The sequence below is a fragment of the Paenibacillus sp. FSL R5-0636 genome, assembly GCF_037974255.1.
Taxonomy (GTDB): Bacteria; Bacillota; Bacilli; order Paenibacillales; family Paenibacillaceae; genus Paenibacillus_AQ; species Paenibacillus_AQ odorifer.
Map to the genome: position 1 here is coordinate 6,250,927 of NZ_CP150232.1, position 13,776 is coordinate 6,264,702.

At 45.1% G+C, this 13,776-nt stretch carries 11 protein-coding genes and 1 other annotated feature; of the genes, 3 read left to right on the forward strand and 8 right to left on the reverse strand.

Annotated features, from left to right (window positions below; translation table 11 throughout):
- Positions 1-330: 330 nt before the first annotated feature.
- Entirely contained in the window at positions 331-1,614 is a 1,284-nt protein-coding gene (locus MKX34_RS28535; RefSeq protein ID WP_076099947.1) for an ArsB/NhaD family transporter, read from the reverse strand.
- Positions 1,615-2,157: 543 nt separating this feature from the next.
- Here MKX34_RS28535 and MKX34_RS28540 point away from each other — a divergent pair.
- The gene (locus tag MKX34_RS28540) at positions 2,158-3,243 is read left to right on the forward strand and encodes an LLM class flavin-dependent oxidoreductase (protein WP_076296870.1); all 1,086 of its coding nucleotides are present in this window, start codon (positions 2,158-2,160) and stop codon (positions 3,241-3,243) included.
- 60 nt (positions 3,244-3,303) lie between these two features.
- Here MKX34_RS28540 and MKX34_RS28545 read toward each other — a convergent pair whose 3' ends face one another.
- Both MKX34_RS28545 and MKX34_RS28550 read right to left on the reverse strand, forming a co-directional pair.
- The gene (locus MKX34_RS28545; RefSeq protein WP_036680302.1) at positions 3,304-3,543 is read right to left on the reverse strand and encodes a hypothetical protein; all 240 of its coding nucleotides are present in this window, start codon (positions 3,541-3,543) and stop codon (positions 3,304-3,306) included.
- Entirely contained in the window at positions 3,540-4,547 is a 1,008-nt protein-coding gene (locus MKX34_RS28550; protein WP_170914300.1) for a TIR domain-containing protein, read from the reverse strand. Before MKX34_RS28550 ends, MKX34_RS28545 begins: the two co-directional genes overlap by 4 nt.
- Before the next feature lie 149 nt (positions 4,548-4,696).
- Here MKX34_RS28550 and MKX34_RS28555 point away from each other — a divergent pair, with 149 nt between their 5' ends.
- A complete protein-coding gene (locus MKX34_RS28555) occupies positions 4,697-5,854 on the forward strand; it encodes an N-acetylmuramoyl-L-alanine amidase (protein ID WP_076296871.1) in 1,158 nt (385 codons plus the stop codon).
- A 95-nt stretch (positions 5,855-5,949) separates the two neighbouring features.
- Here the strand turns inward: MKX34_RS28555 and MKX34_RS28560 are convergent, their stop codons facing one another.
- The 4 genes from MKX34_RS28560 to MKX34_RS28575 all read right to left on the reverse strand — a co-directional run bounded on the left by MKX34_RS28560 (position 5,950) and on the right by MKX34_RS28575 (position 11,982).
- On the reverse strand, positions 5,950-7,242 hold the full coding sequence (locus MKX34_RS28560) for an Nramp family divalent metal transporter (protein ID WP_051491117.1): 1,293 nt from the start codon (positions 7,240-7,242) through the stop codon (positions 5,950-5,952).
- Between the two features lie 206 nt (positions 7,243-7,448).
- The gene (locus MKX34_RS28565; protein WP_076296883.1) at positions 7,449-9,128 is read right to left on the reverse strand and encodes a glutamine--tRNA ligase/YqeY domain fusion protein; all 1,680 of its coding nucleotides are present in this window, start codon (positions 9,126-9,128) and stop codon (positions 7,449-7,451) included.
- A gap of 81 nt (positions 9,129-9,209) precedes the next feature.
- Positions 9,210-9,470 (reverse strand) — a binding site (T-box leader).
- Between the two features lie 45 nt (positions 9,471-9,515).
- Positions 9,516-11,072 carry an SAM-dependent methyltransferase gene (locus tag MKX34_RS28570; protein ID WP_076296872.1) on the reverse strand — a complete coding sequence of 519 codons (1,557 nt, stop codon included), beginning with the start codon at positions 11,070-11,072 and terminating at the stop codon, positions 9,516-9,518.
- 55 nt (positions 11,073-11,127) lie between these two features.
- Entirely contained in the window at positions 11,128-11,982 is an 855-nt protein-coding gene (locus MKX34_RS28575; RefSeq protein WP_076296873.1) for a copper amine oxidase N-terminal domain-containing protein, read from the reverse strand.
- Between the two features lie 164 nt (positions 11,983-12,146).
- Here MKX34_RS28575 and MKX34_RS28580 point away from each other — a divergent pair, with 164 nt between their 5' ends.
- On the forward strand, positions 12,147-13,331 hold the full coding sequence (locus MKX34_RS28580) for an oxalate decarboxylase family bicupin (protein WP_076296874.1): 1,185 nt from the start codon (positions 12,147-12,149) through the stop codon (positions 13,329-13,331).
- 17 nt (positions 13,332-13,348) lie between these two features.
- Here MKX34_RS28580 and arsC read toward each other — a convergent pair whose 3' ends face one another.
- Positions 13,349-13,768 carry an arsenate reductase (thioredoxin) gene (arsC, locus tag MKX34_RS28585; RefSeq protein ID WP_076296875.1) on the reverse strand — a complete coding sequence of 140 codons (420 nt, stop codon included), beginning with the start codon at positions 13,766-13,768 and terminating at the stop codon, positions 13,349-13,351.
- Positions 13,769-13,776: the final 8 nt, after the last annotated feature.

Sequence of the window (13,776 nt, forward strand, 5' to 3'; positions counted from 1 at the left end):
AACTGTATTCTATACAATTAAAATCCAGAAAAATCACCTTTAGCTGAGGAAATCATGAAAATAAGTGTACTGAATACAGCTATTTTTTGGGGACAATTTATTCGATGAGTTATAACTGTACAAAATACACTTATATGCTCCCACCGTCACTTCAACATATGTTCACCGCTTCAACATCTGCATTTTGCCTCCACTTGTTACTTATACTCCTGCATCTACTCCCTCTACTTCCTCTACTCCTTCTACTCCTTCTACTTCCTCCACAACTTCTACCTGCCGTTTCAAAATATCACTTCAAGCATATTACTCCCTGGCTCTTAGTAACGCTGCTTACATCAGATATCTTAAATATAAATACACGCTGGAGATCACAATGGACAACAGCATCAAAGGAAAACCGACCTTCAAATACTTCATGAACGTAATCGGGTACCCCTCTTTACCTGCCAAACCCGCTACGATCAAATTAGCACTCGCACCAATCAATGTGCCATTGCCACCCAGACAAGCCCCTAAGGCCAAACTCCACCATAACGGCTCCAAATTGCTGATCCCCATATTGCCCATCTCCTGAATCAGAGGGATCATAGTTGCTACAAAAGGAATGTTATCCAGAAATGCTGAGGTAATGGCGCTGACCCATAAAATCATCATTGAGCTCATCAGCACATCACCATTCGTTATTTCAATCGCTTTTGCTGCCAGCTCTGCAATCACACCTGTCTCTACAAGCCCTGACACCAACACGAACAGTCCGATAAAAAAGAAGACCGTAATCCACTCCACGCTGTGAAAAGCTTTTTCCAGCATATGTTCCCCTCCGGTCAGCAGCAGCAGTAAAAATGCACCGGCCAGTGCAACTGTAGCGGACTCCAAATGTAACGCCTGATGTAAAAAGAACCCGGCAATCGTAATTGCCAATACGATCAGACATTTTCGCAGCAGCTTATGATCCGTAATCATAACCTTCTCATCCATATCCATGATGCTCTGCTGCAATTCAGGTGTAGTTTTAATTTGTTTACCGAACATCAATAACAGCAGCGGGATATACGCCAAAACAATGATGATAATCACAGGTGTCAGATTGCTAATAAAAGCCATGAAGGTCAGCTCCTTAACAGCACTGCCAATCATGATATTAGGCGGGTCTCCGATCAAGGTTGCCGTTCCGCCTACATTAGATGCGATAATTTGTGACATTAAAAAAGGCAGCGGATGTATGCGCAGTTGTCTTGTAATACTGAAGGTGACTGGCACCATAAGCAGCACTGTCGTCACATTATCCAAAAAGGCTGAAGCCACTGCGGTAATCACAAACAAAGCAATCAGTATTCTTTTCGGCTTCCCCTTCGCCAACTTAGCGGATTTCACAGCTGCGTATTTAAAGAGCCCCGTCTCTGCGGTAATCCCTACAATCATCATCATCCCTACAAGCAGTCCTATAGTATTAAAATCGATGTGCTGCAGTGCCGTCTCCTGATTCACAATGCCCATCGCTATCATGACGATAGCTCCTAACATCGCCAGAATGGTACGGTGAATCTTTTCGGAAATAATAAGTCCATAAATCAGCAGAAAAATGCCTATCGCCCAAACCGCTTGCTGTTCCATAATATCCCTCGGTCCTTCTATGTAATTTCGTTAACTTACAGTCTACTCATCATATAACCTTATTATCATAAAATAGATTTGTATTTTTCGCACGGGGATTGTGGAATCATTCCACTAAAAAACGACTCTGCCGGATGTTTATCGGAGAGCCGTTGTAGATTCGATTATTTCATTTTTAGAGCCTGAGGCTCCTTGAAAGCAGTTAACGTCCCTTTAATCTGCACAATTATCATACCGTTTAGATCAATAGCAACCAATTTCCCATCGGTCTGGGCTACATACATGTCATGTCCCAGGCACCAAACTCCTCCTCATATAAGTAACTGCCTCATTTGGATAGATTCTTAAAATCAAATATAATAACATCAGACGAGCAGGATATAACCCTTATGGATTATTATTCCATTTTGTCAAAAACAACAGAAGAAATCAAAACATTTACTCACAAACTTACATTTTGTAAGTCATTGTGTTATAATAATCACATTCCTCCATACACGGACAGGCTTTAGCAAATATATGAATAACAAGGGGTTTGTGAGCATGAGTAACGAAGCAACCGCAGCACCAGCATCCGATTTTGAATTTGGTATCTATACCTTAGGAGACATCGTAGCGGATTGTCATACAGGGAAGAAGATCAGTCCAAAACAACGTCTCGACGAAGTTGTAGCTGCAGCTAAGCTGGCAGATGAGGCGGGACTTGATGTATTTGGTGTAGGTGAGCATCATCGTCTTGATTTTGTAATTTCTTCGGTGCCAGTCGTACTGGCTGCCATTTCTCAGGTTACTAGCAGAATTAAACTAACGAGCGCAACAACCGTATTAAGCACCATTGATCCTGTGCGGGTGTTCGAGGATTTCGCCACACTGGACTTGCTGTCGAATGGTCGTGCAGAGATTATTGCGGGGCGTGGTGCGTTTGTGGAGTCTTTTCCGCTCTTCGGGTATGAGCTTGAAGATTATCACCGTCTATTCTCCGAGAATATCAATTTACTCTTGGAGCTTAACAAACATGAAGTTATGAACTGGGAGGGCTCCTTCCGTTCATCGCTGAAGGATTCGGAGATTGCTCCACGTCCATTACAGGAGAATCTTCCACTCTGGATTGGTGTAGGCGGTTCTCCAGAAAGCGCGGAGAAGGCCGGGATGCTCGGGACCGGAATGGCTATCGCCATCCTAAGCGGCAGTCCAGAGCCTTTTCAAGAGCTTGCCGCAACCTATCGGCGTGCCGGAATTCAAGCAGGACATGCACCTGAGGATCTAAAGATTGCGATCACTAGCCACGGCTACATTGCTGAAACCTCACAGCAGGCGTTGGATGAATATTACCCTTACTACTATAGTTACCGTAACTCTATCAGTCCAAAGCCGGGTCAAGAGTACAAGGTGTCTCGTGATGACTTTGGGCAATATGTATCTGCTGATAACACGATGGCTGTGGGCAGCCCGCAGCAAATTATCGAAAAAATTCTCTATCAGCATGAGCTGTTCGGTCATAGCCGCTTTATGACTCAGCTCGATATCGGCGGCCTTCCTTACGCTAAGGTAGCCAAAGCCATTGAGCTTTTGGCAACAGAGGTTGCACCTGTCGTACGGCGTGAGATCGCCAAGAAGAACAACCGTTAGAATGGAATACCAAAAAGGGGCCCTCAAGCCAATGGCTGAGGCCCCCTTTTTATAAAAAAATCACGCAAAGGATGGTTTATTATTATCTACTTTTCCGCTGATAAGCTTCTTATACTCGTCGTCTCCGCCGTCCAAAGAAGGTGCAGTATAAATCTGAGCTGAAGCTGGCTGCTGAGCAGAATGACTCGAGCCTGCTTTTCTTTTGGTGCTTTTGTCATCACCGCCTGCACTCCTGCTCCCACCACTCGCAGATCGGAGAACAGCATCGGATAAGCTGTTAATACCTTTTATTCTCTTCATGCTGAATCCTCTCCTACTAAATGATTGATGGTACGGAATAAATCCTGATTATTCCCAACTACCGCCTTAAGATCATCTGCAGATAATCCATCACTTCCTGAGAAATGAACGGAAAGAACATACTTCTTACCTAGAGGATAGCATAGGATATATACCTCTGCAACTTCCGTGCGTTGAAAAAAAGTCCATTTACTCGATAAAAATGCATCTACCACACTAGGCTGCTTCTCATTCCCTTTCGTTACAGACAAGGGATAGGAGTGACCGCGTCCGACATTCCCCCCCACCTGAACTAGTTGTTCCTTCGCTTGTGCCTGCCAGATGGCTGCACCGATTACACGACAATGCTTCGGAGGTAAAAAGGAATTGCGTATCGCCTCACTAAGTGCGTGATACTTCTCTCCATTCTCGGAGATGGTCACATTACTATTATATTGCCAAAAAAAATGAAGGATACTTTCCTTGCGCCTTAAATCCATCTTTAGCTGCTCTAAATCTTTAAGCGGGTCACGGAATCTTCCACGCTCTTGAATACTATCAATAATCTTACCACAGCTCACATCCACAGCAGCCGTAGGATTATCGTGATGCACTTCATACTCTAACGATGTAATTCCTGCTAAATCAGATAGCAGATGATATTCTTCTACATTTTCTCCAGGGATCAGATCATCACGCGCAGTTACCTGATCAGGTACTAGACAAAAAACACGGCTGCGCCGCAATCTAGCCCAAAACAAACCCATTTCAAACCCCGTATTATCTCGGGTCACATAATAATATTTACCACGTATTTTGGCGACATCATCTGGCGAGAACACAAATACGGCAAAATCGCTCTCATCCAAATTTCTCTCCAACGCCTCCATGGTGTATTCATTCGCACGAAAAGCGTTGGCATACCAAGGATGCACTTCAGCATCCCTCTTCAGCTGCTCATGAATCGCTCTTGCATAACGTATAGACTCCCTGGAAGATCCAATGAATAGCTTTGGTTTAGTCACGGCAATGCTCCTTCATCCTCTTTCCCGATATGTAATAATTATACAAGTCTTTAGACCACCAGAAAAGAGGCCTTATTCTCAAAAAATATTATTCTAAACCTCGTAAATTGGGTAAGGAATTACGACTACTCTCAAAAAGCGAGGATACTATGAACAAAATGATAGGTGTCACCCTGCTCACAGCTTGCCTTTTGGGTATAGCAGCGCCACAGTCTGCTGAAGCAAAGACAGCAGCAGGAAGTTATACCGCACAGGTATATGCGAGTTCTTTAAATGTACGCGATGAACCGGCTAAGAATGCAACTGTTGTAGGATCAATTAAGAATGGGGCTCGGGTTACTGTGACTGATGAGCAGCACGGATGGTTAAAGGTTAAGGCGGGGAGCACCTCTGGCTGGGTAGCGGGTTATTACCTAAAAAAGGTGAACAGCAACTCCCTGCAATCCAGCGCTTCTGGAACGTCTATTGCTACTAAAACCAATACTGCCTCGTCAACATCAGCCAATGCTTCTAGTAGAACTTCAAAGGCTACAGTCACGGCTGATTCTCTACGCATCCGAAGTGGCCCAGGAACACAATATAAGGTGCTCGGTTCTTTAAAAGCCAAGGATACAGTCACTCTCCTTCTTCATCAGAACGGCTGGGCTCGAATTCGCACAGCCAGCGGTGAAACTGGTTGGGTGGCAGAGCAATATATCCGAAGCGGAAGCACACCAAGCAGTACAAGCAGCATAAGCAGCATAAGCACCGTCCAGCATAAAGGCGGACTACGAGGAAAGCTGATCGTCATCGATCCTGGTCATGGCGGCAGTGATCCGGGCATGCTCGGCACTACATATAACACCATGGAAAAGGATTTGAATCTGCACACTGCACTTTATGTCCGGGATGCTCTTGTTGCTAAAGGAGCACGGGTAGAGATGACTCGCACCCGAGACGATCAAAAGCCCACGTTAGCACGTCGTGTTCAGATGAGCCAAGCCTTGCGTGCTGACGCTTTTGTAAGCGTTCATTATAATTCTTCACCTAAAAATGTGTCCGGAACGTTGACCTTCTTTTATTCAGAAGCGGATGATTTGAAGCTCGCGCGGGCGATTGAGACCCGGCTGGGGCAAGGCATCGGTCTGAAGAGCAACGGGTTGTCCTTTGGCGATTATCACATCCTAAGGGAGAATCGGATTCCAGCTACCTTGGTCGAGCTTGGATTCCTTACCAATCCTATAGACGAGTCCATTGTCCGCAAGACCTCCTATCAGAAAAAAGCAGCTAAAGCCATCGCCGAAGGCGTAGCAGATTATTTTAAATAACTGGCTGGAACAACACTCCAAAAAAAAGCCCGACCCATGTATCTCTCAGGTATGATCTGAGGAGATTTGTGGGTCGGGCTCTTTTGACTGCTTCCTTATACGAGCATTTGATAGACCAAGAACAAGTTCAACGATACAACCAGACCGGAGATAATCCAGCCCAGAGTGGCTGTCATTTTGCGGTTCACTAACCCGCCCATAATCTGGCGGTTGCTTGTAAACACAACCAGTGGAATCAACGCGAACGCAATCCCAAAGGACAAAATCACTTGACTTATTACGAGTGCCTTCGTTGGATTCACACCAAAACCAATGATCGCTAGTGGGGGAATGATGGTAATCGCACGGCGCAAGTACAGGTTAATTCTTTTGTTGATGAAGCCTTGCATAACCACATCACCAGCCATAGTTCCTACGGAGGAACTCGACAGTCCCGCAATGAGGAGTCCTAACCCAAACGAGATTGCCGTTACTGGTCCAGCTAAGTGACCAAATTGTTGAAACGCGACATCCAGATCCTCAACCACGAGACCATTTTTGAAAAACAATGCCGCAGAGACAATAACCATAGCCATATTTACTGCACCTGCGATAATCATCGCAATTATAATATCTATAAATTCCAGTTTGAAAATCTGTTTTTTCTCCGATTCATTCACCCCGACGATACGGTTCTGTGTAAGTGATGAATGCAGGTAAATCGCATGTGGCATCACTGTTGCACCTAGTATTCCTGCGGCCAACAGGATGCTGTCCACCCCTTCAAACTTCGGTGTAAACATGCCTACAGCAACAGCTCCCATATCTGGTTTAGCTACAATAACTTGAAAAGCGAAGGCTAATACGACTATAAGAATCATTGCGGCAATCCCTGCCTCAAGGGAGCGGTATCCCCGGCGTTGCAGCTCTAAGATAGCAAATGAACCCACCGCAGTAATCAGTGCTGCTGGCAGCATGGGAATATCAAATAAGAGATATAATCCTAATGCCGCCCCGATAAACTCTGCCAGATCCGTAGCTATAATCACCAGTTCACTTTGAATCCATAAGAAGATAGATACACTCTTCGGAAAACGATCATGAGCGATCTCAGGCAAGTTCTTGCCTGTCGCAATCCCCAGCTTGGCGGATAACGCTTGGATTAATACAGCCATTAGATTCGAGGCTACGATCACCCACAATAAAAGATATCCATATTTGGAGCCTGCCGTAATATTGGTGGCAAAATTACCCGGATCCAGATAAGCAACTGCAGCGATAAAAGCTGGGCCTAGGAAAGGAAGTAATCGTTTAATCCCTTTGATCTCCCCGTTAAGTACGGCTTGTGCTGAAACAGAGTTCTTATGTTGTTTTATATGTGGTTGTTCTACTAAAGTTTGTTCGAGCATTTCGATTCCTCCTCTTGCCCTGAAAAAGTTGTCTATATACACGAAAGTTTCCCCTGTGCAACTTATATTTAAAGTATATGCTTATTTCTGAAAAATGTAAATATGTTTCATATGGAATTTTCATTTGCTTATAATACTTATGACCAATAACAAAAAAAGCTAGACGATGATCAGAAATTACCCGATCTTCGCCTAGCTTAAGCTGCTTATGAATTTTTCTTCCATGTGTCCTTCAGCGGTACTATCCGATTCAGCACCAGCTTATCTGCCGTGGTGTACTTCGTATCCACACAGAAAAATCCATGCCGGATCAATTGAAATTTATCTTCTGGCGTTGCGTTGCCCATCGATGGCTCCAGCAAACAATCCTTCAGGATCGTCAAGGAATCCGGATTAAGATACGCGTCCCAGCGCTCACCGTCTTCTTTAGGACCGTCGTTATCTTTCAGCAGCCGCTCATATAGATGAACATCAGCTTTGATAGCATGATCTGCCGATACCCAGTGAATGGTTGCCTTAACCTTCCGTTCATTAAACCCGCTTCCGCTCTTCGTTCTCGGATCATAGGTGCAGCGAAGCTCTAGGATTTCTCCGGTAACTTCGTCCTTGATTACTTCGTTGCATTTAATGAAATAAGCACCCTTTAGCCTTACCTCGTTCCCCATAGTCAGCCTGTGATAACCTTTTGGCGGCTCCTCCATGAAATCTTCTTGTTCAATATAAAGGGTTCGTGAAAAAGGAACCTCTCTTTCCCCAAGTGACTTATCTTCACTGTTATTCTCAATCGTCAGCCCTTCATTATGATCCTCAGGATAATTAGTAATGACCACTTTTAAAGGCTTAAGAACAGCCATCACACTTGGAACCTTTGCCTTCAAATCTTGTCTAAGCGCATGCTCTAACATGGCAATATCCACAATGGTGCTATTTCTGACAAATCCAATTTCCTTCACAAAATTCCGGATACTCTCCGGTGTAAAACCTCTTCTGCGTAAACCGCGAAGCGTAGGAAGTCTTGGGTCATCCCAACCGTCCACATAATGGCCTGTAACCAGCTGTCTGATATACCGTTTACTCGTCACAACTCCGGTGATGTTCACCCGTCCAAACTCTCTTTGCTTGGGAGCCTCAGGGGTATCCAGCTCATTCAGTACCCACTCATAGAGCGGCCGATGATCCTTAAATTCAATCGAGCATAAGGAATACGTAATCCCTTCGATAGCATCTTGTATAGGATGGGCAAAATCATACATCGGATAGATACACCATTCGTTACCCGTTCTATAATGCTCCGCATGAATGATTCTGTAAATCACCGGATCACGTAAGTTGATATTAGGTGAGCTCATATCTATTTTAGCCCGCAACACTCTGGCTCCCGTCGGATAAACTCCATCTTTCATCTCCGTAAATAACCACAAATTCTCTTCAACAGAACGCTCCCGGAATGGGCTGTTTTTTCCCGGCTCCGTAAGTGTCCCTCTATAAGCCGTCACCTCTTCAGGTGATAAATCACAGACATAAGCCTTTCCTTTTCGGATTAACGTAACTGCGCTATTGTATATTTTCTCAGAATAATCTGATCCATAAAAAATATGGTCCGGTGGATAGCCCATCCATTGAATATCTTCGATGATGGCATTTACATACTCCAGATCCTCTTTTAAAGGATTGGTGTCATCAAAGCGCAAATGGAACTTCCCGCCATACTTTTTCGCAGTCGTATAGTTCGTGTGAATAGCATACGCACTGCCAATATGCAGATACCCGTTAGGCTCAGGTGGAAATCTCGTGCAAATATCTCTACTGTAAGTCCCTGCTCCCAGCTCTTCTTGAATCAATCTGTCGATGTAGCTCTCTGCTAATACTTCCGGTTCCTCGTTCATTGGTGTTACCTCCTGTTTATAAGTGATATCCGCCTGCTTAATCTGCAAAATAAAAAGAACCTCACCTCCAAGACTTATGGTCTTGGGGACGAAATTCTCGCGGTACCACCCCAGGTTCATTAATATGTCACCATATTAATCTCATCAAGTACGGCAAAACATCTTACGCAGTGCTTATACTCTAGCTCTATAACAGGAGCTCCCGTCATACCATCCCCTTAGTCCGGTTCCGATATGCCGCTCAGAGGCTTGTTTCGATAAAATCCCCCTTACCCTGTTCTCATCATCCAGGGCTCTCTGTGAAGGAATGATTTCATGTACTCTTCTCGTCATCGCGTTTGATTATTTTGTATAGGATACCAAAAAGATAACCCTATGTAAATGTGCTTATTCTTCGTTCAGCGCCGTTAGAAGCTCCAATACTACTTCATTGTCAGGCTCTGCAGACAAAGCTCTACGCGCGTATTCCAATGCAGCAGCTTCAGCTCCTAGCTCGTAGTTACAAATTGCCATGCTATAAAGCACTGATGCCAATGGTTCTTCCGTGCTCTCATGCATGGAGCGTTCTAAGTAACCCAATGCTTCCGCAAATTTATCCATTTCGTACAGCAGCAACCCCGCATCTAGCGACAGATCATAACTCTGTTCCATCGGATAATAGCCAGTCCACATCAACTGTATACCTCGCTGTAGATCCAGCATTTCTTCATCACTGGCACCCAGCAGCAGCTCCGAAATTTGTTCAGCGCTATGGATAAACCATTCAGCATCATACCCACCCAAACGCCAAAAGGCCAAAATTTGCTGCAGCCCCATCGTATCTAATTGCTGATCCATCCATTCCTTCATACTAAAGAAATCATCCGGGCCAAAACGTTCTATAAACCGCTTGTAACCCAGCCGAGTGTTTGTATAGCTCAGCGGTGTTGGAAGCATAAGAATACAGCCGATGTTCAGGTTTTTATAGTGATGACTGGTGAATATTGAATGCGCCCCTTTTTGTTTCAGCATATGCTCTATCGCATGATAATTCGCGGTCAAAGAGAAGCTTCCGTGATGAATCAGCAATGGAGGTTCTGCAAATTCCCAGTTCTCTAAGCGATGGTCTCCCTTATCCGCTGTAAGCAGCACGAATCCCTCTGTAGAGAGCCGCGCAAGCCGCTCCAGACAAGTAAGCCCCACCACCGGAAAGAGTATATGTGAATCCTCCAGCTTCTGCTGATAAAGCGCTATAACGTCATGATAGGGATAAGTCTCCTCTTCATAACTAGCCGCACGCCGATAATGGTACTGCGGGATGATTTTGCCGAGCGCATCGGAGGGGTTATCCGGATCAACTTCCGCCGAATACTGGATCGAAACCTCACATTCATATATTTTTCCTTCATCCACATAAATTAATTCTTGCGGAATGCTGTCAAAAAAATAATTTGCCACAATCACCAATGGCTGCTGTAAATCACCAGGCCGAATGCTGAGCTTAGCGTGTACTAAATGTAGTTCTACATCCTGCACAGCATCAAAACGAGCGAAGTCCAAAATACCCTGCTCTACGTAAGGAAGTAGGCTCGGGTGCTGCTGCCAACTGGATATATTTTTGGAAGGCAAATCACTCATCACATAACGAAAAGGAGGAAGAGGAATATCTGCGTAGTCTACGATTTCACACAACTTTTTAAGCACATGGAACGCTAACCGGCCTGCTCCCGCTCCAAGTTCTAGAATCGTAACGGTCTCTGAGAGATGCCCTTGTCCAGCCCGGTCTTGCAGGAATCCAAAGATCATCTCTGCGTATGCTGTTGCAATCATAGGGTTACTCGTGATGTACTGCGGGACCTGATCATTATTCCAAGCCTTTAATCCCTGCTCTTCATAATATGTTCGTTGCAATTCCCAAATCGGTGCTTCGCTGAAGCGATATTGCTGTTCTTTGTTACCTGTCATCTGTTTCTTTACCCGCTCTCTGTCTAGCTTGTTTGAATAATCTATAGCAATTGCCTTATTGCGCTCTAAATGTGCGTGACCTGAAAATGACGTATTCAGCCTCTGTTGGAATGGAAACGGAAAATGATAATAATGCCGCCTTAGAGGTTAACGAATCAGGTCCTTTCAACGTTTGATAAAAAGAATTTCCTTTACTGTCCACACTCACCAGCTCTAATTCCGCGTTTCCTTTAGGGATGATGAATCCGGAGGTATTTTGCACGCCTAAGGTTAATCTATATTCTTTCCCGGATTGAGCCTGTGTTAGCATAGTAGGATATAACGGATACGGATGCGCTGTCGTTTCGAGTGGATAAGGAGCAAGCGCACGATCTGCCTCAGGCTTCACCCATTCCTCCCCTTTTCTGGCTCCAATGCCAAGGGTTAATTTATTCACATTATTAAATTGCACTTCCCAGCGAAAAGACTTAAGCCCTTCTAAAATGGGGGACGCCGGAACAAACAGAGTGCCATCCTTTATCTCTGGAGCAACGCCTAATGAATCCACGGTCTCCCCATTAAAATCTGCCTCTAGCTGCCCTGCTTTAATATTTCCTACCGATCGGTCCAGCAGTGAAACAGTAATACTCTTGCTCAGAGCGTCATAGAGCAAATCTGCGCCAATCGCATTGGAGAAGGCTCGAATCGGCACCATTAATTTACCTGCTTTGAAATAAGGGGCTAGTTTACCTGGAAAAAGCACGTAATATCCCCCGTATGACAGTGGCATTACCTGTGTCCCTAACTGGACAGCTGCCGACACCGATGTAGGTGTAACCGCAGATCCCGCGGCGAACATAATCACTAATAGACCTATTACATAAGCTTTTATTTTCCCTAATCGTTGTAAGGACTCCTTGATGTGAATCATCACAAACCCCTCTCCAGTTCATCTAGAACCTTAGCCTCTATTAGTAATAATCAATGATGACCCTACACATGTCAACTTGTACCACTTCTGCTATCCATCATAAAAGACAGCATTCCGCATATATTTTCATTGAACTCTTAAGGAACAAGAAAGGAGAACATCTTATGACTTCTGCTGGACAGGATTCGGCAAACAAAACAAACATCCCCCAGCCCATCCGAAGCGATGGCACAGGGGGATTAGATAAAGGACCCCGCGATGTTATGCGGGATCTTGAGAACCCGGATATGTTCGTACCTCCGGTAACTGATGCGGGCCTGGTTCCCAATTTGAAATTTTCTTTCTCCGATGCGCATATGCAGCTTAATCATGGTGGCTGGTCCAGAGAAGTAACCGTCAGAGAACTCCCTATCGCAACTACACTGGCAGGTGTGAATATGAGCCTGACCCCCGGTGGAGTACGAGAGCTTCACTGGCATCAGCAAGCGGAATGGTCTTATATGCTGTTAGGCCGCGCTCGGATTACTGCTGTGGACCAGAATGGGCGGAACTTTATAGCAGATGTAGAACCTGGTGATCTATGGTATTTTCCGCCGGGTATTCCTCACTCTATACAAGGTCTTGAAGAAGGCTGCGAATTCCTCCTAGTCTTTGACGACGGGAGCTTCTCCGATCTGAATACCTTGTCTATTTCCGATTGGTTCGCCCATACGCCCAAAGAGGTTCTTTCAGCTAACTTTGGAATACCTGCCGAGACCTTTGACTCCATCCCCACTGAACAGGTTTACATTTATCAGGATCAAGTTCCCGGCTCATTACAAAGCCAAAAGGTGCAGTCGCCTTACGGAGAAATTCCACAGAGTTTCAAACATTCGCTATTGGCACAGCCTCCATTGAAGACTCCTGGCGGGAGCGTCAGAATCGTTGATTCCAGCAACTTTCCGATCTCCAAGACCGTGGCTGCTGCACTGGTAGAGATTGAACCTGGAGGAATGAGAGAACTCCACTGGCACCCCAACAACGATGAGTGGCAATATTATCTTACCGGAAAAGGACGGATGACTGTGTTTGCCGGAAACGGTGCGGCACGTACCTTTAATTACAGGGCTGGCGATGTTGGGTATGTTCCTTTTGCATTTGGACATTATATTCAGAACACAGGAGAAGAATCGTTGTGGTTCCTCGAAATGTTCAAAAGTGATCGTTTTGCCGACGTCTCTCTGAACCAATGGATGGCTCTCACTCCCCATGAATTGGTTCAAAGTAATTTGAACGTTGGACCCGAAGTGACCGATGCCTTACGGAAAGTGAAATGGCCAGTGGTGAAATACCCTAAGTTAAAAGAATAGGTTACTTCCTCCTTTGCTTATTTACCAGTCTCTGCAAAATGTTTGATTCTATCTCCAATCTGGTCACGCACACGCTGGAACACTGCCCACTTCTCTTCATCCGTCCCTTGCGCTTTTGCCGGATCATCGAAGCCCCAGTGTTCCCGTTTGACCTTCGGAGGGGTCATTGGACATTTATCCGCAGCATCTCCACATAAGGTAATGACCAGATCCGCGTTGTTCAGCAGATTAGCATCAATAATATCCGAGGTCTGGCCCGTGATATCTATGCCTACTTCGCTCATGGCTTGTACAGCTTTTGGATTTAGACCGTGAGCTTCAATACCTGCACTGTACACGCTCCATCCTTCTCCTAGATATTGCTTAGCCCAGCCTTCAGCCATCTGACTTCTGCAGGAATTCCCTGTACATAAAAAATAAATCGTTCTCTTGTTCATCTTGATCT